Source organism: Paenibacillus sp. FSL k6-2145 (genome assembly GCF_037976585.1).
Classification (GTDB): Bacteria; Bacillota; Bacilli; order Paenibacillales; family Paenibacillaceae; genus Paenibacillus.
Window position 1 is genome coordinate 3,759,129 of the sequence record NZ_CP150267.1, and the last position, 24,069, is coordinate 3,783,197.

A 24,069-nucleotide genomic window follows, 5' to 3' on the forward strand; every position below is an offset into this window, starting at 1 on the left:
GCTAATAGGCGACAACTGTTCTGTTTTGTTCATTCTGTTCTGTAGACCATGAGATATGATGAAGAACAGACAAAGGAGTGGTTATCATGGTGGGGATTGCATTTACGGTCATGTGTCTTATTTTCGGTACAACATTTCTGGCTATTAAAATTGGAGTAGAGGCAGGCATGCCGCCTTTTCTGTCAGCCGGATTGCGATTTGTAATCGCGGGAGCGCTGATGTTTGCATGGATGTGGATGAAGGGCAAAGTGAGCTGGTCACTCCTGTTCCGCAAGGAGATGTTGTTAACGGGAGCGGGGCTGACCTTCGGCACCTTTGCCACATTATATTGGGCTGAACAGCATGTGAGCTCAGGTGTGGGTGCCATTCTGTCAGCGACAGGGCCGCTGATGATTATGTTGATGCAGACGGCGCTGTTACGGCAAAAAACATCTGCCCGTATGATTACAGGCTGCCTGATCGGGTTCACCGGTGTGGTTCTGGTTGTGCTGCCAGGTGTATCGCTTGGTGCAGGTTCTCTATTCATGTGGGGTTGTATCGCGGTACTGGTGGGGGAAGTTTGTTATTCAGCAGGTGCATTGTACTCCAAAAAGGTCATTCATCAGTTCAAGGAGGCTAGTCCTGTAGCAATTAATGCGGTGCAGATGATGTATGGGGGATTGCTGTTATCCCTGCTCTCAGCCGGAACGGAATCGTGGAATATGTCTGCTCTGGACTGGGTGCCTGCCGTCTCGTCGGTGATCTATCTGACTGTCATCGGCTCCATGGTGGGGCATAGTCTGTTCTATTGGATTATGTCGCGTACCAACCCATTGTTTCCAGCAACATGGTTATACATTTCACCACCCATTGCGGTAGGGCTTGGTGCTGTTGTCTATGGTGAGCATGTCAGCTGGGTTACATGGATCGGTGTAGTGCTTGTCGTTTCAGGTCTGCTGGCGATGAATGAGAAGGTGAGCGGCTGGTTGAAGAAAAGAAGTCGTTCGAGGATGACAGTGCAGGCTTCCGAATCTGTTTTAAAATAGGTAAAGTTTGAAGGTATGCAGCTCAAGCTCAAAATCAGCCCTTGATTTTAGGTTGAGCTGTTTGTTATTCCATCATGATGTTCTCGTTAACCAGTAGGTAGTAATATTCATCCATCTGTTCTGCCGTAACATTTTCTTCGAAATGTTGTATACACCACGTCACAAGTAAACGAATCACCCCCGAGTGAAACTCGGCTACAAGTTCTATGGGAAGTGAAAATTGTTTACCTCTTCTCTTCAATTCCAGAAAATCTCGTCTGAATATCTCTCCGATATAATGTATGAAAAAGTTGTTAAACCCCTCATCCTTCTGCTGGTTCTGCACGATAGTCTCCAGTACATTTCCGAACAGAATTTTAGATACGCTTTGCAAAGGCTGCTGTAATCGATCTTCTACATTCATGTGTAAATAATCCCGAAGGACCCAAGTTAGGGTGGAGGACAGTAGAGCAAATTTATCCTTGAAATGTTTGTAAAACGTTGTTCGGTGAACCATAGCTTTGTCACATATTTCATTAATTGTGATGTTGCTGAATAGCTGGCCTTTCTCACATAACAGATCGAGAAGCGCCATCGTTAACAATTTATGAGTTCGGGTAACTCTCAAATCCACCTTTTTATCAATCATTTTCATCTACATCATTTCCTTATTGTAGTTTAGCTATATAGTATCCTGATATTGATTCTTACTTGATGCGAGATTCCAAGTGTATATTGGTATTATAAGTAATTTTTTGATAGGGCTACAAGTGTAGATAAAATATGATGGATTAGAGAGGATGAAGTGGCGATGCCCGATATGAAAAAAGCTGTGGTAATTGGGGCAGGTATTGCAGGGTTAATCACTGCAAGGATGTTATCTGATTATTATGATGAGGTATGTATCATTGAGCGAGATGAATTACCTTCTGAGCCGGCGAATCGGCAGGGTGTGCCTCAATCCTTTCATCCACATCGTGTATTACCGCGCGGCGGACTCATTCTGGAACATTACTTTCCCGGATACAATGATGAATTGGTCGCGCTTGGTGCCATTCCTTCACATGAAGAGAAAATTGTGATTGCCAATCGCTACGGTACTTTGGTCAATAAAGCGAATGCTGCTTCCTCATTCAAAATTGCATCGAGCAGCAGAGCCCTGCTGGAATGGGTATTGCGTCAGCGAGTCCAGAGCATAGATCATATAAGCTTCTTAACGAGTACGGAAGTTACCGGGTTAATGGCATCAGAAGATCGGCGTTCCATTACGGGTGTATATACCAAAGAAAGAGGCCGGGATAATCGGGAAGAAATGCTTGCGGCGGATATGGTTATTGATGCAGCGGGACGTTCTTCCAAATTGATCAGATGGCTCGATAAGATAGGGTTGTCCGTGCCTGAGCCGGAAGTGCTGAAGGTGTCTCTTGGTTACAGCACCCGCTATTATAAGATACCATCCTCTATTCAAAATGACTGGGGAACGGTGATAACAGAGTCCGATCCTGTGCAAGGAATTCGTGCAGGCATGTTGTGGCGCATTGAAAATGATATCGCTGGACTATTACTGTTCAACGCAGGAGGAGATGAATATCCTTCAACCCATCCGGATGAATTCCAAGAGCAAATCAAACATCTGTTTGCTTCGGATGAAATCGTAGCGTTGGCAGACCAGCTGGAGCCTTTTCAAGGGCCGCGGGGATACCGTATTTCCGAGTCTGTCCGTCAACATTTTGAACTGATGGAGAATTGGCCCTCCGGATTACTCGTCCTTGGCGATGCATTTTGCAGCTTCGATCCGATCCATGGCCAAGGCATGACGGTTGCTGCAATTGAAGCCGAGACCATAGCGAAATGTTTGGATGAGCAGCGAATGTATCCTGAGCCGCAGTTTGAGCGTCAAGTGCTGCTTCGTATGCAGCAGGCTATTGAACCGGCCTGGTGGCTTAGTTCGGTGGCTGATCTGCGTTGGAAAGGGGTCAAACATGTTGGGCCTTCCCGAATGAAAGGGGTTGCGTTTGCTCAGAAGTATATAAACTTGTTTACTAAGCAGGCGATGAAAAAGGCGAGTCAGGAAAATAATAATCATCTCTTTTTTACTCAGTTCCTGATGAATGCTCTAATCCTTCCTCCAAGTGAATACTTTAAAGGTGAAATCCTGAACATGATCCTGAACGACAATGGTTCCGAAGAAGAAATGGAGTTAAGGGCAGAGCTTGGTGTCCAAGATCCCGAGCTGTTCCAGCAAAGAATAGATGAGATCATTCCGTCATTTCAACTGGAATTTGATGGGCAAATCAAAAAACTGCTGGAGTCTTTCCAGCATGCCATGAGCAAGTAAGAGACAATGAATCGTGGTGCGTGAAAGTAGGCAAAACATGAAACGAATAATTTTAAATTTCATAGCTAGCATTGTAATCTCATTTATTGTATTTTTTATTGTTTTGTTTTTTGCTGATGTCCCAGATACAAATCGTGTCATCTTATCTATGGCGATTACGATTTCACTACAATTATCCTTGATTACCGCATTGTTGCTCTCAAAACATAAAAAATAAGAGAGAAATATACCTAATATAATCGTTTAAATAGGATAATGAACATATTTTTAAAATCAAAAAAACAGCCCTGCACGGCGAAATTCGCCGACTGGGCTGTTCGTTGATCTTAATTACTCTGCGTTCAGTACAAACTTCTCAATAACCTCTTTTACGCCGTCTTCGTTATTACTTGCCGTAATGTAGTCCGCCAGCTCTTTCAGCGCAGGAATGGCATTCCCCATCGCTACACCAAGACCAGCAACTTCGAGCATCTCATGGTCGTTCCAGGAGTCGCCGATGGCAATACACTCGCTGAGCTGGTGACCGAAATGGTCAGCCAGGAAGGTCAGGGCATGGCCTTTAGTTCCTTCATTGTGCATGATCTCCAGGAAGTAAGGTTTGGACTTGGTGATATGCACTTGTGGTCCGAGCAATTCACGCAGGTCAACGGCAACCTTATCCAAGTAGTCTGGCTCATCGATAATAAGCAGCTTCGGAGTTTTTTGTTCGATCACTTTGATGAAATCAGATTCGATATAATATTGGGTACCGTTTAATTTGGCATAATCACGCAGCTTGTCGTTTTCCTCACGGGCATACAGCTTGTCGTCAATGTATGTTTGAAGGTGGAGATTGTTCTCCAGGCAGTAATCATACAATTTGCGGGAAGCTTCCTGTGGAACGTAACGCTCATAGAGGACTTTTTCGTCCAGCAGGTTTTTCACCAATGCGCCTTGATACGTAATGATCGGCACGTTAAGTCCGGTTTGACGAGCAAGCGCTTGTGCGGAAGCATAAGCACGTCCAGTCGCCAGCGTTACAGTTACACCATGGGCAACCGCTTGTTCCAGTGCAGTCTGTGTAGCAGGGGTTACTTCCTTGTTGTCGTTGATCAGTGTGTCATCAATGTCGATTGCAATCAATTTGTAGGTCATCTGTGTTTCTCTCCTTTTTTTATCTGTATCTATCTGGTATCTATACCCGACTTAATCTATATCAGTTCAACTAAACGTTTTACACGAGAACGGAGAGGACAGAAAAAACCTGAAGAAGCGGAGCGTTCGCCTGAAAGCTTTCTGAAAGAAAGCTACATCGGAAGCATAAGCTATCACCGGATTTTCCCTTTGAAGAAGGGAATCAAAAAAATCTGGGGATAACAGCGATCGGAAGGTTATTCTGTCATCGGAGTGGCAGGTGTAAACATTCTTGGGTTGAACTTATATACCTATTCTTCCAGGAAAACAAGGCCGATAAAGTCTTCCAGCTCAAGGTTGCCGAAGTAATGTTTTACATCCAGGCCCTCAAGTGCAGTACGCACCTCGGATTCCTCATACCGCTTGCCGCGCAGCATATTTTCGATATCCGCCACATCGCCTACACCGAAGAAGTCGCCAAAGATTTTGATATCTTCGATGCGTCCATCCTTGATGTTCATGCGCAGATCGATGATGCCAACAGGGAATTTGCGAGTGTGCTTCACATTGCTTTCCGGAGACAAGCCATAGTTCCAGTCCCAGTTGTTATATCGCTCAGCGGAGATTTCTTTGATTTTGTCCCAGTCTTTGTCAGTGAGCGTGTACTGTGGAACGTCCTTAGGCTCCATCCGGAAAATGTGACGTAACAGCTCATCGCGGAACTGCTCAATCGTCAGGTTGGTGTCAATCAGATCCCGTATGTTGGCGACCCGGCTGCGCACGGACTTGGTGCTCTTGGATTTGAATTTCTCGGGATTGACGTTCAGGGAAGCCTGAACATGCTCCAAATTCAGATCAAACATCAATGTGCCATGACTGAACATGCGCCCACGTGTGGAAAACTGGGCGTTGCCCGAAATTTTCTTTTCGCCGACTTGCAGATCATTACGCCCGGTCAACTCGGCATTTACACCAAGCTCATGCAAAGCTTCAACCACAGGCTGGGTGAACTTGCGGAAATTGTGGAAGGATTGACCGTCATCCGCTGTAATAAAACTGAAATTCAGGTTGCCCAGATCGTGATATACCGCTCCGCCTCCCGAAAGACGACGAACCACCTGGACACCGTTATCCTGAACGTACTCGATATTAATTTCTTCAATCGTATTTTGATGTTTTCCGATGATAATCGACGGACGGTTGATGTAGAACAGCAGATAGCTGTCATCCTCCATCGGCAGATGTTTCAGAATGTACTCCTCAATGGCAAGGTTTACAGAAGGATCTGTAATGCCCTGGTTGTCTACAAACAGCATGGTCATTCCTCCATTAATGTATGTGAGGGATTGCTAGTCCCTTATGTAGTGAACCTTGTATATCAAAAGGAACCGAAATTCCTCTTCTATTGTAAACGAATTATGGTTGGGACACAAAGAAAACAGGATTGACCCACACCTCCCGTGCCATCCATAATAAAAAGGACATACAGAAAGGATGACGGAAGAATGACCGGTTATATCGAAGTGTTCGGACATGGCGGGGACGTGGAGACGGCTGCGTCACGATTTGGGAGAGAAGCCGCTGATTTTCTGGATTTCAGTGCCAACATTAATCCGCTCGGTCCGCCCAGAGGGGTGCTGAAGGCTATACAGCAAGGATTACAGTCGGTGATTCGGTATCCCGATCCGGGGCATCGGGGATTCAAAGCACTGCTGAGCGAGCGTCTTGGTGTGATGCAGGAGCAGATTTCTGTGGGCAACGGTGCAGCCGAAAGTATGGCGCTCATTCTGCTGGGGCTTGCCCCGCGCAAGGTGGGTACGGTGGAACCTGGATTCTCGGAGTACCGCGCGTTGGCACGACAATTCGGTGCCGAGGTTGTGCATACGGAGGGCAGAGAAGAGCTGGCGTGGCGAGCGGAACCCGAGGAGATCGAGCAGCTCATGGAAAAGGTAGACCTGCTCTTCCTTGGCCAGCCCAACAATCCAAACGGTGTACAATATCCGCTTGAGGTATTGCAAAGGCTTGCCAGCAAAGCGGAAGAAACGGGAACTGTAATCGTTATTGATGAGGCATTTATGGATTTTATTCCGGTAGCCCGGCGCCAGTCCCTGGCATCACATCTGAATGACTATCCAAATGTGATCATCATTCGCTCGATGACAAAGTTTTATGCCATTCCGGGCTTGCGTCTCGGATATGCTTTGGGCCGTGCCGAATACATTCAGGCGATGACGAAGAAACAGGTGACCTGGAGTGTCAACGGTCTGGCGCTCATGGCAGGGGAAGCCTGTCTGCGCAGCGGAGAACGGTACGAACAGGAGACCATAGCACAGATCACGCGGGAACGGGAGCGTCTCATCGAAGGACTGAAGGGGTACGGATGTGCGGTGACACCGGGAGAGGCGAATTTTATTTTGGTACGTGTGCCGGCCCCTTGGACAGCAGCATCAATGCAGGAGGCGCTGGGCCGAAGGGGCATCCTGATTCGCAGCTGTGCCATGTATCCGGGGCTTGACGAAGGTCATGTACGTTTTGCGGTCAAGGATGCAGACGCCAATGCTACATTACTCAAAGTGCTGGGCGGCGTGCTGGAAACCAAGGGATATCCAAATGTCGATCAGTCCTCCATTCATGAATCAAGTCAGCAGGAGCAGACGAAAGATTCGGAACAGGCACAGGGAGGGAGGCGGTCGTGACACTCCCGTTTTATAACTACTTTGCGAATGGAGAAACAGGCGAGAATGAATATGCTTCCTCTTCCTGGCCCGGACTGAACATATCCGCATATGAACGACATATCAAAGCACAGAGCCCAAGGGCTGCCCAAGCGCTGTCGAGTGCGGTATATGGCGGTGGGATGATTGAACTGGATCGCATATTTAACATCTATGTGGACAGGCATTACCGCTGTGATGATCCGCCGCGTGATATCGAACAAGCGCTGAATGAATGGCATGAGCCGCGGGATCAATGCGCCGGATTATTGACAGCCGTAAGGCTGGAGCATACGTCCATTCAGGAATATACAAGTGAAGAATTTGGTCTTCTGTGCTGTACCACTGCGGGTGTATCGAATGCAGCACGTGCGGGATCGGAGAGAACGGTATTTGATACGGTGGGAAATAAGAAGATGTCTTCCGGCAGGGAGCGCTCTGCTCCTTCAGCACGGAATCTAACGATTCACCCCTATGTCCCGGGTACAATTAACATCATGCTCTGGTTGAATGGACGCATGACCACCGGGGCGATGGTGAATGCGGTTCAGACGGCAGTGGAAGCCAAAGCGGCCGCGCTGGCGGATGCGGGTGTTCTGGATTCGGAGAACGGGTTGCCCGCCACCGGCACCACAACCGATGCCATTGTGTTGGCGGTACGTCAGGCAGTGGAAGAACCTCAGTCGATGATCACTTATGCCGGGACAGCAACTACGGCAGGAGCGGCGATTGGCAGATTGGTATACGACACGGTGACGGAGAGCCTTCAGGCCGGACAGTTATGGAAAGAGAGGATCAGGCAAAAATGACTTTTGACGTGGAGCATCTATGGACTTGGCCGTTCTGGACAGGCATGGCGGGAGCCTGGATTATTATACTGGCGTACCTGTTGGACCGATGTATCGGAGATCCGCGCTGGATTCCCCACCCAGTGATTGGCATGGGAAAAGGCATCTCGGCGTTGGAGCGTGTCATTCGCTCGCGTGTGCGCACAGATTCGGGGCTGAAGAGAGCCGGGCTGTTGTTCCCGATTTTGATTGCGGGGGGTTCTTTTGCCATCACCTGGGGACTCGTATATGTGCTTGGGCTAATCCACCCTGTCATTGCAGCGGCAGCTGAAGTGGTGCTCATTGCAACGACTATTGCTTCAAAAGGGCTGAAGGATGCAGGTATGGAAGTGTATCGTCATCTGAAGCAGCAGGATTGGCCGGCGGCCAGACGTTCACTGGGCATGATTGTTGGACGTGATACGGGGCATCTGGATGAACCGGAGGTTGTACGGGGTACGGTAGAGACGGTTGCCGAAAATATCGTGGATGCCATTGTATCACCGTTATTCTATGCACTTATTGGAGGCGCTCCACTAGCCATGGCTTATCGCGCCGTCAACACGTTGGATTCCATGGTCGGATATAAAAATGACAAGTATCTGCATCTTGGCTGGGCCTCGGCCCGTCTGGATGATGTGGCGAACTGGATACCTGCGCGGCTGACCGCGATTCTGTTAATCGTTGGTGCCTGGGTCATGAAGCTGGACGCCAAAGGAGCAGCACGCATGGTCGCACGGGATGCAAGACTGCATCCAAGTCCGAATAGTGGTTTTCCCGAATCTGCGGTGGCCGGAGCACTGGGCATCCGGCTTGGGGGACATAACGTGTATCACGGCGTTGCTTCATTTCGTGCCTACATGGGTGAAGCCACACGGCCGATGGAAGCCGAGGATATTGTGCAAACGTCACGCCTGATGTTCTGGTCGGCAGGGGCTTTTGTGGTACTATGCGTGTTCATAACGTTGGGGGTGTGGCTAGCAGGAGGGACGCTGTTATGGTCATAAATGCAGGAAATGAAGTACATACGAATCAGCAGCCTGAGCCGCTGAAACGAAACATTCTGTGGGTCCGTCATGGGACAACGCTGTGGAATGTGGAAAAAAGATACTTGGGGCATACCGACATCGGTCTGCTGCCAAATGCCAAAGAAGAGCTGGCTCCGCTTCATGAACAATTGAGCGGTGTTTCGTGGAATGAGGTATATTGCAGTGATCTGCTTCGCTGCCGGCAGACGCTGGAACAGATTCTTCCTGATGCCATCGGACAGGTGAAGTTCGACTCGCGTCTGCGCGAGAATGATTTTGGACAGTGGGAAGGGCTGACGTATGATCAGCTCAAGGATAACCCTGTGTACCGAAGCTGGATAGATGCGCCGCAGGAGGTCACTCCGCCCGGAGGGGAATCGTGGCAGGAGTTTACCGGACGGTTGGACTCCTTTCTCCAACAGATGTTGTTGGAGGGCCGTCCTTCGACGCACGTTAATGAGGGTCAAGTGCCAACCATAGTTGTGGTTACGCATGGTGGTGTCATCCGGTATGCCTTGTCCTGTCTGATTGCCGGGCTTGGGTTCTGGGATACACATGTCGTACCGGGACAGGCGATTCAGGTTCAGCTTGAACAACAGGGGAATCAATGGTTTGGCAGCAGAGTGACTTTTCCGCCAATCGGGTTGTAAGGATGTACAATATACCCTATAATCACAACAGAAGTGTGACTTCAGCATGGATACAGATACGCTGCAGGTTGTGAAGCCTGAATGAGTATGCAACATGCAGAAATTACACGGCAATGGTTTACCATATCAGCGACCAAGGGTCCCGCGTGTGAAGGCTGTTTTCATGGCAGATTACTACGAGTCATGAAACACACAAGGGTGAAATGGGGAAGCCGGTGCAAATCCGGCACGGTCCCGCCACTGTAAAACAGGATGATTCCTGTAAGTCAGGTTACCTGCCCTGGACGTACAAACCGGTGTTCCTTCGAGGAAAGGACAGCGTTTCGGGCTATTCTATGCGCATGGACAACCCTTGGTTGAACATGTACAGATCGCCATATGCGAGACGTCATCCCTAATCTTTGTCTAAGGATTGGGGATTTTTTATTGTTCATGTAAGATGAACCGAGACCAATTTTACACGAGGTCACTCCGATTGCAGTACCATCTTCCGATCGCTGTTATCCCCAGATTTTTTGATTCCCTTTTTGAAAGGAAAATCCGGTGATAAAGGCGAACACTTCGTTTCTTCAGATTGGTTCTGCACTCTCCGTTAGCGTGTAAATGTTGCAGTTCAAACCTTACACAGGAACACCAAGACATGGGGAGTAAGAGTTCGAGCACGATGCAAGAAAATAGTACAAATAGAGAAGGGGAGAATAACAGAATGAATTTCAAAAATTGGAAAAACGTAGCGTCCCTGCTAAGTGCAGCGGCACTCGCACTGGCTTTGGCCGGATGTGGCAATGCAACAACAAACGAGGGTACAGGTACTTCACAGCAACCGGCACAGGAGCAATCCCAAGGCCAGGCGCAGACGGACCTCAAAACACAATATCCACTTACCGTTACGGATGCAACGGGTGAATCGTTCACCTTTGAAAAGGCACCAGCCAAAATCGTATCCGTGTCTCCGGCTGAGACGGAATCCCTGTTTGCCCTTGGATTGGACGATCAAATCGTTGGTGTATCCGACTATGACGATTATCCGGAAGCGGCAACAACCAAAGCTAAAATGGGCGGTATTACCAAGCCCAATGAAGAGTCCATCATTGCTGCTGAAGCCGACATCGTCTTCACAGGTATCTCGATGAGCGAAGATGCAGTGAAGAAGCTGCGCGAACTGGGTATTACCATTTTCAAAACGGACCCTAAATCCATTGACGATGTAATGAACAATATCGAAACCTTCGGTAAAATCACGGATCATCAGGAAAAAGCACAAGAAATCATCACCCAGATGAAACAGGACGTGACGGATGTAACCGAAGCGGTGAAGGCAGTTAAACCGGAAGAGAAGAAAAAAGTATACGTTGAATTCTCCCCAGGCTGGACTGTGGGTAAAGGCGAATTTATGGATGAACTCATCACTGTAGCCGGTGGTAGCAATATTGCTTCGGACAAAGAGGGCTGGTATGAAATTAATGAAGAGAACGTGATTGCCTCCAACCCGGATGTGATCCTGTATGCCAACGATGTAATTGATGAAAACTCCAAAACACTGGATCAGATCATCAAGGCGCGCAGCGGCTGGGATCAAATTACGGCTGTGAAAAATGACGCGGTTATTGGCCTGGATGCCAACCTGCTGAGCCGTCCGGGTCCACGGGTAACTCAAGGGTTGAAAGAAGTAGCCAAAGCGATCTACCCTGACTTATTCCAATGAGTAAAAAGCTGATCCTGTTCGGAACGACGGGCATGGTGCTGCTGGTGCTGACCGTGCTCATCTGCACGGGCATTGGTTCAGTAGCGTTGCCGATCCGGGATATTGCAGGTATCCTGATTCACAAAATTCCCTGGGTGGGCGATTGGATTACACCGGATTGGAATAAGGCAGCCGAACAGATTATCTGGAAAGTCAGATTCCCACGTGTACTGCTTGCCGTGCTCGTGGGCGCATCGTTGGCGATTGCCGGTGCGGGATTCCAGGGGGTTCTTCGGAACCCGCTGGCAGACCCGTTCACCCTGGGCGTATCATCCGGTGCTTCGGTGGGTGCAGCCTTTCTGATTTTCTTCGGATTGCAGTATGCACTGATCGGAATCTGGACGTTGCCACTGGTGGCGTTTTTGACGGGTGTAATCACGTTATGGTTTGTTATGGCACTGGCTCGTGAAGGGCGTAAAATACCTACACACAGCCTCATTCTGGCTGGTGTGGTCATGCAAAGTTTCCTGGGCGCAGTTGTTTCCTTCCTGTCGACCATGTCGAAACAGACGATTAATGAAATTATATACTGGACGATGGGAAGTCTGGCTCTGCGTGGGTGGTCGTATACGGCCATCCTTTTCCCGTATTTTCTGTTAGGGCTGGTCTTTCTCTGGAGCCGCGCACGCTCGTTGAATGTGCTTGCACTGGGAGAACGTCAAGCGGCACATATCGGGATCGGAGTGGACAGGCTCAAGCTGTCCGTGCTGGCAGTTGGCACACTGCTGACAGCTGGGGCTGTCTCGGTATCGGGTGTCATCGGATTCGTTGGATTGGTGATCCCGCATATGTTGCGGCTGGTGGTGGGACCGGATTACCGACTGCTGGTACCTTTGTCTGCCATTGGTGGAGCGATCTTCATGGTGTGGGCCGATACCATCGCAAGGTCGTTGCTGGCGCCAACTGAAATTCCGCTCGGTGTTGTCACCGCCTTTGTTGGTGCGCCGTTCTTTGCTTACCTGCTGCACCGGAACAAAAAGTTGCAGAAGGGGATGATGCCATGAATTCCAGTACCAGTTCCAACTCGACCTCACTTATCTCCATTAAGGGAGCAGGGAAGTCATATGGCAATCATCAGGCCCTGCGCAATGTAGACTGGCATGTTGGCGAAGGTGACTGGTGGGGAGTTGTCGGACCAAACGGCAGCGGCAAGTCCACCCTGATCCAGCTTATTGCCGGAACGGAACAGTTAAGCGAAGGTCAGATCCGTATCGATGGTCGAGACATCGGCTCTTACAGCCGTAAGGATCTGTCGCGCATGATCGCTGTATTGCAACAGGATGGCTTGCCAGCCATCTCCTATCCTGTACGAGACGTGGTGGAGATGGGGCGATATCCATACCAGAACTGGCTGGGGCGGGAAACGGGTGATGGGGCACTTGTGGTGGACAGAGTGCTTGAAGATCTGGGATTGACAGAGCTGGCGGACAGACCGCTGGATGCACTCAGCGGCGGACAACGGCAGCGGGTCGCACTAGCCAAAGTTATGGCTCAGGAGCCGAGGTTACTGCTGCTGGACGAGCCGACCACGTTTCTGGATATTAAATATCAATTGCAATTCATGGAATTGTTATCGGCATGGCGACAGAGGACTAACATTACGATTGTGGCTGTGCTGCATGATCTGAATCTGGCCGCGTTATTTTGCGATCACATTCTGGCGCTGCGTGAGGGCATGGTGGTTGGAAAGGGCACGCCTCATACGTTGATCAACGATGAGAATATTCAAGACATATTTCGCGTCAAACCGGCAATTGTCTCCCATCCCGATCATGCCATACCTCAACTGCTGCTGCGGCGTGACATCGATTAAATGAAGCGGGGCGACCCATATTTTGATGAAGGAAGTGCTGGTTGTATGAATAATGAACAGGTGTTGGAGCATTTAATAAGTAAGATTACTGCTCCTGACCAGAAAGTGGCGGCAGAAACCTCTGCGCATGTGGATTCGTTGACGAAGCCGCCGGGAAGTCTGGGCAAATTGGAAGAGCTGGTGATCCGCCTGGCAGGAATGACGGGCAATGCACGTCCGCGTTTTGATCACAGGGCGGTCATTGTCATGGCCGCAGATCACGGCGTAGTGGAAGAAGGCATCAGTGCTTTTCCTGCCGAAGTGACCCCGCAGATGGTCCAGAATTTCCTCGCTGGAGGCGCAGCGGTGAATGTGCTTGCCCGTCACGCCGGAGCTGATGTGATCTGTGTGGATATCGGGGTGAATGCCGATCTTGAACATCCGGACCTGCTCTCCCGAAAAATTCGCAAAGGGACGGCCAACATGGCCCGAGGGGCAGCAATGACCCGGGATGAGGCAGTTCGGGCTATCCTTGCAGGAGCCGAAGTTGTCTCGGCAGAAGTGGCGAAGGGAACACAGCTGTTTGTCACCGGGGAGATGGGAATCGGCAACACCACCGCAAGTGCTGCGGTAATGAGCGCGTTAACCGGAGTTGCACCAGCTGCCGCCGTGGGGCGAGGCACCGGCATTGATGATGCAGGCTTACAGCGCAAGGCTGCTGTAGTCAGCCAGGCGCTTAGTGTAAACGCACCGAACCCGGATGATGCACTAGATGTTCTGTGCAAGGTGGGGGGACTGGAGATTGCCGGACTCACGGGGGTTATCCTCGCCGCCGCTGCTCATCGTTGCCCGGTCGTTGTAGACGGGTTCATCTCTACAGCGGCAGCGCTGGTTGCGAGACAACTTGCACCTCTGAGTACGGCTTATATGATCGCTTCTCATACTTCACATGAAAATGGACATGGAGCGCTGCTGCGTGAACTGGACCTGAAAGCGATGCTGGATCTGGACATGCGTCTGGGTGAAGGCACGGGCGGCGTGCTTAGTCTTCATCTGATTGACGCAGCATGTCTCATTCTGAACGAGATGGCAACCTTTGCAAGCGCGGGTGTCTCGGATGGGACAAGCCCTGCTTCGGACTCTACTGTGACGGGTGATTCATCCCTGCAAGGAGAGAGTTCCCGATGAGCGTACTGGTGACAGGCGGCGCACGCAGTGGCAAAAGCTCCTTTGCCGAGCGTCTCTGCATGCAGCGTTCCTCGGAGGCGTGGTATGTGGCAACAGCTCAGGCGTACGATGATGAAATGCGTGAGCGTATCACCATGCATCAGCATCAGCGCGAGGCATCAGGGTATCTGTGGCACACGATGGAAGAGCCGATACATCTGCCTGCTTTGATTAGCCGCATGGGTGAAGGGCATACAGGGACTTCTGCACCCACCATTCTGGTGGATTGCCTGACGCTGTGGCTGACAAATGTTTTGTTAGCGCATGAGCATGACGAGAAGCAGGTGTTACAGGGACATTTGGATGCGCTGGTTGAAGCGATTCGAACCTATCCAGGTTTACTTGTTCTGGTTACAAATGAAGTGGGGGACGGGATCGTACCGGAATATGCCCTTGGCAGGAAATATCGGGATTTGGCCGGTGTACTGAATCAGCGCATTGCGGCAATATGCGGTGAAGTGTTTCTGGTGACCGCAGGCATTGCGATTGAACTAAAAAGCAAGGAGTACCGCTTATGAAGGATGGCACGCCTGCTTCTCAGCGTAAACATGCAGCGGCAGCCGCTTTTCAATTTCTGTCCCGTTTCCCTGTCAAAATGCAAATCGATTTTGTCCCGTCGCTGCTGCGGGAAAGTGTAGTCTTTTATCCGCTGGTCGGTGCTGCAATCGGCCTGTGTGTCTGGCTCTTGGGAGCCTTAAGCGGTGCAGTGCTTCCGGCCTTTCCGGCTGCCGTCCTGACCCTGACGTTATGGGTATGGCTCACCGGAGGACTCCATCTTGACGGATGGATGGATACGGCGGATGGCTTGCTCAGTTATCGTACCCGTGAGCGGATGCTGGAGATTATGAAGGACAGTCGTGTCGGGGCAATGGGCGTGATCGCCTGCGTGTTGCTTCTGATGATGAAGGCTGCGCTGATCGCCGATTTTATTGCCCGGGGTCACTGGGTGTACGGTGCGCTGCTGATCCTGCCGATGATCTGGAGCCGCTGGTTCATGGTGTATGCGATGTCGGCCTGGCCGAATGCACGGGGAGATGATGGACTTGCTGTATTGTTTAAAGGTCTGGGTGAGCGGAAGGAAGTCCAGCGTGCACGCAGCTCAGCTGTGGGCCTGACCTTGATCGCAGGGGCAATTACGTTTGCCGCGGTGTGGCTTTTCAAGCCGGATATGGGGATTGCAGATGCGATGGTGAGTGGTCTGGGAACACTGCCATGGTGGCTATACCCGGTGGCGGCAGTTATTATACTGCCTGTGGCGTGTTATTATATCGGCCGATTCGTGGCTGCCCGGATCAGTGAACGGCTCGGCGGTTTAACCGGGGATACGTATGGTGCCATGAATGAGCTGCTGGAGGCGGCTTTGTTGACCGTGCTGAGCGTGCTTCAAGGACTGTTCTGGCTGTAACTTTTGAAGTAAGAAGCAGTATGGAAAGTGTTATGCATGAGGTTGGGAGCAAGGTGATCTGGTATAACACGGAGACAGGGGGAGAGAGCGTGGAAGATAGGCCATCACAACCAGCGGCGGTACTGATGCTGCAAGGAACGGCTTCCGATGTGGGCAAAAGTGTTATCACAACGGCATTGTGCCGGATTTTTAAGCAGGATGGCTTCAAGCCTGCTCCGTTCAAGTCACAGAATATGGCACTGAATTCCTATGTGACGGAAGATGGCAAGGAGATTGGTCGGGCTCAGGGAGCACAGGCCGAGGCCTGCGGTATTGAGGCGACAACCGATATGAATCCAATCCTGATCAAGCCGGTGCGGGACATGCATTCGCAGATCGTCGTACATGGTGTACCTTTTGCCCAGATGAGTGCATCAGATTATCGGCAGAAGTTCCTGCCTGAAGCAAAGCAGACGGTTATGGATGCGTTGAACCGGCTAAGGGATACCTATGATATTGTGCTGATGGAAGGGGCGGGCAGTCCGGCCGAAATCAATCTGAAGGACCGGGATATCGTCAACATGAATCTGGCAGGTTGGGCCGATGCGCCGGTAATTCTGATCTCTGATATCGATCGGGGCGGGGTATTTGCTTCCATCGTAGGTACGCTCGAACTGCTTGAACCCCATGAGGTGGCGCGAGTCAAAGGGTTCATTATCAACAAGTTCCGGGGTGATCTGTCCCTGTTGCAGCCAGGACTCGACTGGCTCGAAGAACGGACAGGCATTCCAGTATTAGGTGTATTGCCTTACATAAGAGATATTCAGATTGAAGCAGAGGATTCAGTGGTGCTGGACTCCATGCGTCATGGGAAATCCGGTAAAACCGAGCTGGATCTGGCGGTGATCCGATATCCGCGAATTTCCAACTTTACAGACTTTGACGCACTTTCCCGTGAACCGGATGTGAATGTGCGTTACGTGACCTCGCCAGAGGAATTGGGCAGTCCGGATGCCATTCTTCTACCGGGTACGAAGGACACCATAGGTGACCTAGCATATCTGCGTGAGTCTGGGCTGGAGCAGGCGATTGCCAGCCAGACCGAGCGTGAGCATGTTCAGCTCGTAGGAATATGTGGCGGATACCAGATGCTGGGACGTCATCTGAAGGACCCCTTTGCTGTGGAGGCGAATCAGATTCAGGAAGCAAAAGGGCTTGGCTGGCTCCCGCTATCAACAACGTTTCTTCAGGAAAAGCAGACCGTCAGAGCTTCCGGACGGGTGCAGCCTAATAACCCGATTCGTCTGTATGGTGAGCAAGATGTAACAGAGGCTTCATTACCTGTGAATGGATATGAGATTCATATGGGCGTTACGGAGTGCCACGAGCCCGAACGTGTAACCGCGTTGTTTGAAATCTCACATCCAGGTGGTCAACCTTTCCAAGAAGGCTGGGGCTCTGTAGATGGCGGCGTGTGGGGAACCTACCTGCATGGATTGTTTGAAAGTGATCAATTCCGACGTTCGTGGCTAAATGCCTTGCGTGCAGGAAAAGGACTGGCTCCACTTAAGGAGACATATAGTGCACATGAGCGTAAGGAGATGGAGTTTGATCGGGTAGCCGAATCGTTGCGTTCGGCATTGGATATGAAGCGTGTGTACGAGATTATGGGTGTTCAGGCACCCGAGTGAAACAACAATACCCCCATGTCCGACAAACCGTTCTCTAGAAACGGCATGTTAGCGGCATGGGGGTATTGTATATCCTATGATTAAATGAGGTTTAAAACAGGTGATGATAGGTTAATGGTTAACCTGTTAGTTTATTTTGAAATTTTTCATAGCGGATTGCAGCTCTACAGCTTGTTCATGCAGATGACGAACCGTATTCGAATGTGAATCCATCTCGCTGAGCTGAAGATCTGCTGTTGAAGCAATCTGTAACATGCTCTCACGGGATTTGGTCGTAATCTGTGCCGTTTCTTCAACGGATGCACTCACTTCTTCAGCACCAGCAGATACTTGTTGTGTAGAAGCAGAGACGGTCTGAATGGTCAGATTCACGTTCTGAATCAATTCATTCAGTTGCTGGAAGGCTGAGCCTGCTTGTTGAACAACAGTTGTGCCTGAACCAATCTCCTGGGTTACACGGTTCATTGCATCAACCGAGCGCTCAGCATCTTCACGAATGGTACCCAGATAATCCGAAATTTCTTCGGTGGCTGTCTTGGATTGCTCGGCAAGTTTGCGAACTTCTCCAGCAACAACAGCGAATCCGCGGCCATGCTCTCCGGCACGTGCTGCTTCAATGGAGGCGTTGAGTGACAGCATGTTAATCTGTTTGGTGATTTCAAAAATGGAAGCAACAATGGTGCCGATGGCTACCGAACGTTCATTCATAGTTTCGACATAACGCAACGATTCGCTTGCTGTCTGGCCTACACGCTCCATCTGCTCAATGGCATTCTGAGCCAGTCGGTTACCGTTAACTGCCTCGTTGGCTGCTTCACCAATCTGGTCAGACACTTCAGCGGAAGAAGAAGCAATATGCATAATACCTTGCGTAATTTCTTCCATAGCTCTGGCGTTCTCGGATGCGCTTGACGCAATGCTGATGCTGCCTTTTTCTGCATCTTCTGCGGAGCGGCTGGAGTTTCGAACCATACCAGACATCGATTCAACCCGCTGAAGCAGGTCATTGGAGCCTGATACAACTTCATTGGATGTGGACAAGGCACGGCTAATCATCTCTTTCAGGTTATGCGTCATCGTCTGGAAGCTTGCGGCAAGCTGGGCAATTTCATCTTTACCTTTGATCTCTAGTTCAGCGGTCAGATCACCCTGGGATATTTGTTTGCTATGTTGGACGAGCTTGATGATTGGTTTGGTAACTCTTTTGATCATACTAGTGGAGATAAGCCACCCGAGCACAAACACTAATGCTGTAATCCCAAGACATAACCAGAAAATCTGGGTAATCTTGTCTTGAATGAACTGGGCATCCATGCTCACAGCCATAATCATGTTACTTCCTGCAATAGGGATAAAGGCTGCTTTATGTACACCAAAGGAATCGGAGTAGACCTCACTGATTACCATCTCTTTGTTCTCAATAGCTGCATTCATTGCGGGTTCTACACTGATCTCATCCTGCGCTTTCATGTTTGAAGAAGGGTTGGCCACAACGACTTTGGCTGAGCCATCTTGAATAGCAACAACGTAAGCAGCATCCAGATTATGTTCTTTTGCTTTATCTGCCAGATACGATTCCACGGTCATGGCAGCACCTTCAGAACCGGCTCCGCCACTCTGTACCTGTAGGATTTTGGATGCTGAAGTATTCTTGTATATATCCTGAATGGACGTGTTTAGGACTTTGTCAAACTGCGGCAGCACGTAGCTTTGAATAATATTCATCGATACGGCGTAAAAACTAATACTGAACAACAGGGAAGCAACCAGCAGAACGAGGAATAAGGTGCCTCTGATTTTACCGGCGACGGTGCGATTACGAAACATATGATCATCCTTTCACGTCAAGTTCATTAACATTGTCGCTTTTCCGTAATCATAAGACCTATCTACCAATGAAGAAAGACCTAAATTAAACGTTGAGAAAACTTGGGAATAAGCGGATATACCTATATTACAAAATTAACCGGAGGTTGAATAGAACAATTTTCACGATTTGGTGTATTTTTTTCAGAAATACATGAATCTGTTACATGCATATTACATAATATCAATTAATACCTACCAGAATAGTTTGTTATGTGGTATATTGTAAAATGTCTTTGTTGGAAGTACAAAAGATAGAAGAGAAAACCGGATATTTTCCGGTTACACACATGCCTGAGGAGGATTTAAAGAAATGGATACTTTTCTAGTCATATTGAATGTAGTGGTTATGCTTGCCTTACTTGGCATCCTCTACTGGATGCAGAAAAAGCATATCTCCTTTACGAAACGCGTATTTGCGGGTCTGGGACTGGGGGTTGTTTACGGGGTTATTCTCCAATTGGTGTACACATCAGGTTCTGATGTAGTTACGAAATCAGTCGATTGGTTCAATCTGGTCGGTTCAGGATATGTTCGTTTGTTGCAAATGGTCGTGATCCCATTGATCATGGTGTCGATCATCTCGGCCATTATGAATCTGAAGGGCAAGCAAAATCTCGGCAAGATGAGTGTTTCCATTATTGCCATTCTGTTGATCACCACAGCGATTGCCGCAGGGGTCAGCATTGTGACCAGTCTGGGCTTCAACCTGACTTCCATTGAGATTCAAGGAGGAGACCGGGAGAATGCGCAGATTCAGAAGGTGGAGGAACGGCTTGTTGATGTGAAGGATCAGACCATCCCGCAGCAAGTGCTGGAATTCATTCCTTCGAATCCATTTGCAGATATGACAGGAGAACGTCGTACATCCACACTGGCGGTGGTTATCTTCTCCGCGTTTATCGGTGTAGCCGTACTTGGACTGGATCGCAAAAAACCTCAGCAGGCGGAGACGTTCCGCGGTATGGTTAATGCGGTATATGCGGTGGTTATGCGAATTGTTACACTGGTGCTGAGGCTTACGCCTTACGGGATTTTAGCACTGATTACAAAGGTAACGGCGACAACGAATGCGGAAGAGATATTAAAGCTCATCAAATTCGTGATTGCATCTTATATCGCGCTGGCGATCATGTTTATTATTCATCTGATTATTATCTCTCTGTCCGGCTTCAACCCGGTTACGTATTTGAAGAAGGTGCTGCCAACACTGGTATTTGCCTTTACGTCCCGTTCAAGTGCAGCGGCGATCCCGCTGAATGTGGAGACACAGACGAAGAAACTCGGCGTATCGGACGGTATTGCGAACCTGTCTGCAAGCTTTGGGGCTACGATTGGGCAAAACGGCTGCGCCGGGATCTATCCGGCCATGCTGGCGGTAATGATTGCTCCGACGGTCGGCATCGACCCGCTGAGCTGGGACTTCATTGTGACTTTGATCCTCGTAGTCATGATCAGTTCGTTTGGTGTGGCTGGCGTTGGCGGCGGGGCAACCTTCGCTTCCCTGATCGTATTGTCCACCATGAATCTGCCTGTGGCTCTGGTTGGACTGCTCATTTCCGTGGAGCCGCTGATCGACATGGGTCGTACAGCGCTTAACGTGAACGGGTCAATGACATCAGGACTCGTGACGAGCAGAATTTTGAAGGAAAACGATCGGGACACGTTTAACGATCAGAGCCGTGAGCTGGATTCTGCGGCTCAGGCTTAATACAGAATGGATTAGATAGAAGCTCACATTAAGATAGCTAGAGCCGTCTACAAATCAAGTGAGAAAAGCCGTCCTTCGGAGGAATCTGGAGGGCGGTTTTTTTTTTTTGCGGAAATCAAACTATGCTGTGCACGGTGTGTGAAGCCGTCTTCTTTTTCGATACACGGTGTAAGGCAAGGAAGTACAAAAACAGTCGTATGGTCGAGAGTGACAGAGGAGAAATATAGCAGGGATCATATTCACTCAGGCAGACTTGGAGTTATTTAGTTCTGTTCATGGGACGAGAAATGTGATAGAGTATTCATGTTTTGGCCCTGAGCCAAACCGCGGTTCGTAACCATCCCGCGTAATCAAAACTAGGAAGGCAGTGTATGTATTTATGTTTAACTTAGGGTGGGGAGCAGTTTTTGTTCTCGTAACTTATGGATTTTTCCTGCTGTGTTACCGCTTGTTCGGTAAAAAAGGTCTCTATGCCTGGATTGGTGTCGCTACGGTTATAGCCAACATTCAGGTGACCAAAACGATAGATATCATGGGTATCGTACTGACGTTAGGTAACACGATGTATGTCAGCATGTATCTGACCAGTGATCTGCTCAATGAGAAATATGGACCAGGTGAGGCACGCAAAGCCGTATGGTTCGGATTTTTCACGCTCATCATGACGACGGTTCTGATGCAGATGGTGTTGTTCTTTGACCCGGCACCAACGGACTTTGCACAGGAATCCATGGCGAAGCTGTTCGGTCTGCTGCCACGTCTGGCACTCGGAAGTCTGACGGCGTACTTCATCAGTCAGTTCCTGGATGTTCGATTATACTCCTGGCTGCGCAAGGTGGCCCCAGGGCGCAATCAGTTGTGGATACGCACCAACGGTAGTTCGATCATCAGTTCATTCGTGGATACACTGGTGTTCTGCACGATCGCATTTGCGTTCATCTATCCTTGGGATGTTTGGCTGGAAATCTTCCTGACTACGTATATTATCAAATTTGTATTAACTGCAGTCGGAACGCCGTTTCTGTATGCTGCACGCAGCTTTAAGTTTAAGGATGAAGCTTAGAGAATATTCAAAGAGTATCACTTAAAATTACCCTCTGCGCAGTCCATTTTAATTCGGACTCTGCAAGGGTTTTTTTCATAGACCCGAAACAAGAAAAATCCTTTTTACATTTTTATGAAAAAGTTATAATATAAACGACCTGTCGTTATGAGCGTGTATCATTAGCCAACGATGATTTCAACCAAAGGGGAATCGCACATGTACTCTACACTGCGTTATACACTGGAAAGCAATGGCACAACCTACGAGAATGATAACATTAATGCCTCATTATTGGTGGAGTTGATCTCCAATCTGGAATTGCATGAATACGTAGTACTTAAACCTTCGGAGCTGGTGGAGGGAAGTATGTATATGCAGGCTGCTGCGCTTGAGGAACCAGGGCAAATGGTGGCGGAGATTCGTTTGCAGGAAGGCGAGGACGGTTTCCTGCATTACAGCTACAGCACAACAGATACAACTAGGATTATTCAATGGTTTCTGGATTACTGGGGGAAGCAACAGTTGCCACAGCTAGAGTCTTGGCAGGATATCACGCATGAGTTTGACTAATGGTAAATGAGTGAGCAGGAATAAGATTACGTAGAATGCAGACGGAGTAATTTAGGATATGCTTTGTATTAATTAAAATCCCGCAACCCATGATATTCATGGATTCGCGGGATTTTTGCGTTCGCGTGTGTACTTTATATTATTGAAGATACAGTTCAGCACAGTTGCGTGCAGTTTAGTTCATGATACATAATATCGGCTGAGCATTGATGTATATGGGCTGTTTTTGACATAGATCCCATTGGATTAGTCGGTAAGGATTTGCAGCTCTTTTGGATATGTTGTCAGAACTTCGACACCCGTCTCGGTCACAATTACATCATCCTCGATACGAACGCCGCCTGCTGCGGTATAGATGCCCGGTTCAATCGTGAATACGGTACCTTCATTCAGGATGTCCATATTCTCTCCATGGAGAGAAGGATACTCATGCACGTCAATACCCAATCCATGGCCTACTCTATGCATAAAACGTTCGCCGTATCCCGCTTCTTCCGTGACCTGGCGTGCTGCACGATCCACTTCGGCGCAGGTAATGCCTGGTTTCACGATTTGGATAGCAGCTTCGTTCGCTGCGAGCACAGTGTTATAGATGGTTTTGAGTTCAGGTGAGATATCACCAAAAGCGAATGTACGCGTGATATCCGAGGCATACCCTCCAGCATACACACCCATATCAAACATCAACAGGTCACCATGTTGCAGTTTCCGTTCACCCGGTGTACCATGTGGCAGGCCTGTTTTGGGTCCCGTGAGCACCATGGTATCAAAGGAAGGGCCATCAGCACCCAGCTTTTTCATCTGATACTCCATCTCGGCGACAAGTTCAATCTCGGTTACGCCTGTGCGAACATGAGAGAGGCCTTGACGCAGTGTTTCTTCGATCAGATAAATAGCATGGCGAATGCGGGCTACCTCATCAGGTGTTTTTTTCACACGTAATGTGCGAAGCAAAGGGCCGACATCTTCAAAGCTGGCAGCACCGAGAGCGGCGGTCAGTTGCTCATAACGTGAGACAGTCACATATTCTTTTTCGAGACCAACCCGGCCCAAGCGCCCCTGATAACGATCAAACAAAGCGTATGGATTATCCGTATCCGTGTGAGTGGCAATGTTGGATACCGAGGAAGCGGCTGCGGCAGCTTCAGCGTCCAGTGCGGGTACAATCAATAAGGGTTCTTCGCCACGTGCAAGAACCAGACCGAGGAAACGTTCATGCGGATTGCTTGCAAATCCAGTTAAATAGTAGATATGTTTTGGATCTGTGATCAGCATGGCGTCCAATCCTTGCCCGGACAGATCGGCTTCAAGACGAGATAAAGGATTTTGATTCATAAGTGTAGTTGTCCACCTTTCCATTCATAC

The 24,069-nt window shown here is 49.2% G+C and carries 21 protein-coding genes and 1 riboswitch; of the genes, 16 read left to right on the forward strand and 5 right to left on the reverse strand.

Annotation, left to right across the window (positions count from 1 at the left end):
- Window positions 1–86 precede the first annotated feature (86 nt).
- Entirely contained in the window at window positions 87–1,025 is a 939-nt protein-coding gene (locus tag NZ043_RS16550) for an EamA family transporter (protein ID WP_091033558.1), read from the forward strand.
- A 64-nt stretch (window positions 1,026–1,089) separates the two neighbouring features.
- On the opposite strand, the gene NZ043_RS16555 is transcribed toward NZ043_RS16550, so the two are convergent.
- A complete protein-coding gene (locus NZ043_RS16555) occupies window positions 1,090–1,659 on the reverse strand; it encodes a TetR/AcrR family transcriptional regulator (protein ID WP_339308915.1) in 570 nt (189 codons plus the stop codon).
- Between the two features lie 156 nt (window positions 1,660–1,815).
- Here NZ043_RS16555 and NZ043_RS16560 point away from each other — a divergent pair, with 156 nt between their 5' ends.
- Entirely contained in the window at window positions 1,816–3,342 is a 1,527-nt protein-coding gene (locus NZ043_RS16560; RefSeq protein WP_339308916.1) for an FAD-dependent monooxygenase, read from the forward strand.
- 330 nt (window positions 3,343–3,672) lie between these two features.
- Here the strand turns inward: NZ043_RS16560 and NZ043_RS16565 are convergent, their stop codons facing one another.
- Together NZ043_RS16565 and NZ043_RS16570 are read right to left on the reverse strand one after the other, a co-directional pair.
- Window positions 3,673–4,476, reverse strand: coding sequence for a Cof-type HAD-IIB family hydrolase (locus tag NZ043_RS16565; RefSeq protein WP_062833159.1), 804 nt, complete (start codon window positions 4,474–4,476; stop codon window positions 3,673–3,675).
- A gap of 290 nt (window positions 4,477–4,766) precedes the next feature.
- Window positions 4,767–5,771: a lipoate--protein ligase gene (locus tag NZ043_RS16570; protein WP_133386795.1), complete on the reverse strand. Its 1,005-nt coding sequence runs from the start codon at window positions 5,769–5,771 to the stop codon at window positions 4,767–4,769.
- 189 nt (window positions 5,772–5,960) lie between these two features.
- Between NZ043_RS16570 and cobD the strand changes: the two genes are divergently transcribed.
- The 11 genes from cobD (at window position 5,961) to NZ043_RS16625 (ending at window position 17,512) form a co-directional block, all read left to right on the forward strand.
- Window positions 5,961–7,151, forward strand: a complete 1,191-nt coding sequence (gene cobD / locus NZ043_RS16575; RefSeq protein WP_339308917.1) for a threonine-phosphate decarboxylase CobD — start codon at window positions 5,961–5,963, stop codon at window positions 7,149–7,151.
- Entirely contained in the window at window positions 7,148–7,978 is an 831-nt protein-coding gene (locus NZ043_RS16580; RefSeq protein WP_339308918.1) for an adenosylcobinamide amidohydrolase, read from the forward strand. Before cobD ends, NZ043_RS16580 begins: the two co-directional genes overlap by 4 nt.
- A 44-nt stretch (window positions 7,979–8,022) precedes the next feature.
- Window positions 8,023–9,003 carry an adenosylcobinamide-phosphate synthase CbiB gene (gene cbiB, locus NZ043_RS16585; RefSeq protein ID WP_249911846.1) on the forward strand — a complete coding sequence of 327 codons (981 nt, stop codon included), beginning with the start codon at window positions 8,023–8,025 and terminating at the stop codon, window positions 9,001–9,003.
- A complete protein-coding gene (locus NZ043_RS16590; protein WP_339308919.1) occupies window positions 8,994–9,674 on the forward strand; it encodes a histidine phosphatase family protein in 681 nt (226 codons plus the stop codon). Before cbiB ends, NZ043_RS16590 begins: the two co-directional genes overlap by 10 nt.
- 179 nt (window positions 9,675–9,853) lie before the next feature.
- Window positions 9,854–9,972, forward strand: a riboswitch (cobalamin riboswitch).
- Window positions 9,973–10,380: 408 nt separating this feature from the next.
- Complete coding sequence (locus NZ043_RS16595) at window positions 10,381–11,379, forward strand: ABC transporter substrate-binding protein (RefSeq protein WP_047842049.1); 999 nt, start codon at window positions 10,381–10,383, stop codon at window positions 11,377–11,379.
- A complete protein-coding gene (locus tag NZ043_RS16600; RefSeq protein ID WP_133386799.1) occupies window positions 11,376–12,422 on the forward strand; it encodes an iron chelate uptake ABC transporter family permease subunit in 1,047 nt (348 codons plus the stop codon). Before NZ043_RS16595 ends, NZ043_RS16600 begins: the two co-directional genes overlap by 4 nt.
- The gene (locus NZ043_RS16605; protein ID WP_249911474.1) at window positions 12,419–13,231 is read left to right on the forward strand and encodes an ABC transporter ATP-binding protein; all 813 of its coding nucleotides are present in this window, start codon (window positions 12,419–12,421) and stop codon (window positions 13,229–13,231) included. The genes NZ043_RS16600 and NZ043_RS16605 overlap by 4 nt, the downstream gene beginning before the upstream one ends.
- Before the next feature lie 45 nt (window positions 13,232–13,276).
- Complete coding sequence (gene cobT / locus NZ043_RS16610) at window positions 13,277–14,398, forward strand: nicotinate-nucleotide--dimethylbenzimidazole phosphoribosyltransferase (protein WP_339308920.1); 1,122 nt, start codon at window positions 13,277–13,279, stop codon at window positions 14,396–14,398.
- Window positions 14,395–14,955 (forward strand): bifunctional adenosylcobinamide kinase/adenosylcobinamide-phosphate guanylyltransferase, encoded by a 561-nt coding sequence (cobU, locus tag NZ043_RS16615; protein WP_339308921.1) that lies wholly within the window; start codon window positions 14,395–14,397, stop codon window positions 14,953–14,955. Before cobT ends, cobU begins: the two co-directional genes overlap by 4 nt.
- Window positions 14,952–15,842, forward strand: coding sequence for an adenosylcobinamide-GDP ribazoletransferase (cobS, locus tag NZ043_RS16620; RefSeq protein ID WP_339308922.1), 891 nt, complete (start codon window positions 14,952–14,954; stop codon window positions 15,840–15,842). Before cobU ends, cobS begins: the two co-directional genes overlap by 4 nt.
- Window positions 15,843–15,967: 125 nt before the next feature.
- Window positions 15,968–17,512 carry a cobyric acid synthase gene (locus NZ043_RS16625; protein WP_339312778.1) on the forward strand — a complete coding sequence of 515 codons (1,545 nt, stop codon included), beginning with the start codon at window positions 15,968–15,970 and terminating at the stop codon, window positions 17,510–17,512.
- Window positions 17,513–17,638: 126 nt separating this feature from the next.
- Here the strand turns inward: NZ043_RS16625 and NZ043_RS16630 are convergent, their stop codons facing one another.
- The gene (locus NZ043_RS16630) at window positions 17,639–19,339 is read right to left on the reverse strand and encodes a methyl-accepting chemotaxis protein (RefSeq protein ID WP_047842054.1); all 1,701 of its coding nucleotides are present in this window, start codon (window positions 19,337–19,339) and stop codon (window positions 17,639–17,641) included.
- Window positions 19,340–19,691: 352 nt separating this feature from the next.
- Here NZ043_RS16630 and NZ043_RS16635 point away from each other — a divergent pair, with 352 nt between their 5' ends.
- From NZ043_RS16635 to NZ043_RS16645, 3 genes are all read left to right on the forward strand, one after another.
- Window positions 19,692–21,089: an L-cystine transporter gene (locus NZ043_RS16635; RefSeq protein ID WP_091033512.1), complete on the forward strand. Its 1,398-nt coding sequence runs from the start codon at window positions 19,692–19,694 to the stop codon at window positions 21,087–21,089.
- A 379-nt stretch (window positions 21,090–21,468) separates the two neighbouring features.
- Entirely contained in the window at window positions 21,469–22,152 is a 684-nt protein-coding gene (locus NZ043_RS16640) for a queuosine precursor transporter (RefSeq protein WP_017689950.1), read from the forward strand.
- A 198-nt stretch (window positions 22,153–22,350) separates the two neighbouring features.
- The gene (locus tag NZ043_RS16645; protein ID WP_133386805.1) at window positions 22,351–22,704 is read left to right on the forward strand and encodes a hypothetical protein; all 354 of its coding nucleotides are present in this window, start codon (window positions 22,351–22,353) and stop codon (window positions 22,702–22,704) included.
- 246 nt (window positions 22,705–22,950) lie between these two features.
- Here the strand turns inward: NZ043_RS16645 and NZ043_RS16650 are convergent, their stop codons facing one another.
- Entirely contained in the window at window positions 22,951–24,039 is a 1,089-nt protein-coding gene (locus NZ043_RS16650) for a Xaa-Pro peptidase family protein (RefSeq protein ID WP_133386806.1), read from the reverse strand.
- Window positions 24,040–24,069 lie beyond the last annotated feature (30 nt).

Coding starts and splice junctions, on each gene's coding strand:
- NZ043_RS16595 (WP_047842049.1), top strand. CDS start 10,381: ATGAATTTCAAAAATTGGAAAAACGTAGCGTCCCTGCTAAGTGCAGCG.
- NZ043_RS16640 (WP_017689950.1), top strand. CDS start 21,469: ATGTTTAACTTAGGGTGGGGAGCAGTTTTTGTTCTCGTAACTTATGGA.
- cbiB (WP_249911846.1), top strand. CDS start 8,023: ATGGCGGGAGCCTGGATTATTATACTGGCGTACCTGTTGGACCGATGT.
- NZ043_RS16635 (WP_091033512.1), top strand. CDS start 19,692: ATGGATACTTTTCTAGTCATATTGAATGTAGTGGTTATGCTTGCCTTA.
- cobU (WP_339308921.1), top strand. CDS start 14,395: ATGAGCGTACTGGTGACAGGCGGCGCACGCAGTGGCAAAAGCTCCTTT.
- NZ043_RS16630 (WP_047842054.1), bottom strand. CDS start 19,339: ATGTTTCGTAATCGCACCGTCGCCGGTAAAATCAGAGGCACCTTATTC.
- NZ043_RS16605 (WP_249911474.1), top strand. CDS start 12,419: ATGAATTCCAGTACCAGTTCCAACTCGACCTCACTTATCTCCATTAAG.
- NZ043_RS16570 (WP_133386795.1), bottom strand. CDS start 5,771: ATGCTGTTTGTAGACAACCAGGGCATTACAGATCCTTCTGTAAACCTT.
- cobD (WP_339308917.1), top strand. CDS start 5,961: ATGACCGGTTATATCGAAGTGTTCGGACATGGCGGGGACGTGGAGACG.
- NZ043_RS16590 (WP_339308919.1), top strand. CDS start 8,994: ATGGTCATAAATGCAGGAAATGAAGTACATACGAATCAGCAGCCTGAG.
- NZ043_RS16650 (WP_133386806.1), bottom strand. CDS start 24,039: ATGAATCAAAATCCTTTATCTCGTCTTGAAGCCGATCTGTCCGGGCAA.
- NZ043_RS16555 (WP_339308915.1), bottom strand. CDS start 1,659: ATGAAAATGATTGATAAAAAGGTGGATTTGAGAGTTACCCGAACTCAT.
- NZ043_RS16550 (WP_091033558.1), top strand. CDS start 87: ATGGTGGGGATTGCATTTACGGTCATGTGTCTTATTTTCGGTACAACA.
- cobT (WP_339308920.1), top strand. CDS start 13,277: ATGAATAATGAACAGGTGTTGGAGCATTTAATAAGTAAGATTACTGCT.
- NZ043_RS16565 (WP_062833159.1), bottom strand. CDS start 4,476: ATGACCTACAAATTGATTGCAATCGACATTGATGACACACTGATCAAC.
- NZ043_RS16625 (WP_339312778.1), top strand. CDS start 15,968: ATGCTGCAAGGAACGGCTTCCGATGTGGGCAAAAGTGTTATCACAACG.
- NZ043_RS16560 (WP_339308916.1), top strand. CDS start 1,816: ATGCCCGATATGAAAAAAGCTGTGGTAATTGGGGCAGGTATTGCAGGG.
- cobS (WP_339308922.1), top strand. CDS start 14,952: ATGAAGGATGGCACGCCTGCTTCTCAGCGTAAACATGCAGCGGCAGCC.
- NZ043_RS16645 (WP_133386805.1), top strand. CDS start 22,351: ATGTACTCTACACTGCGTTATACACTGGAAAGCAATGGCACAACCTAC.
- NZ043_RS16600 (WP_133386799.1), top strand. CDS start 11,376: ATGAGTAAAAAGCTGATCCTGTTCGGAACGACGGGCATGGTGCTGCTG.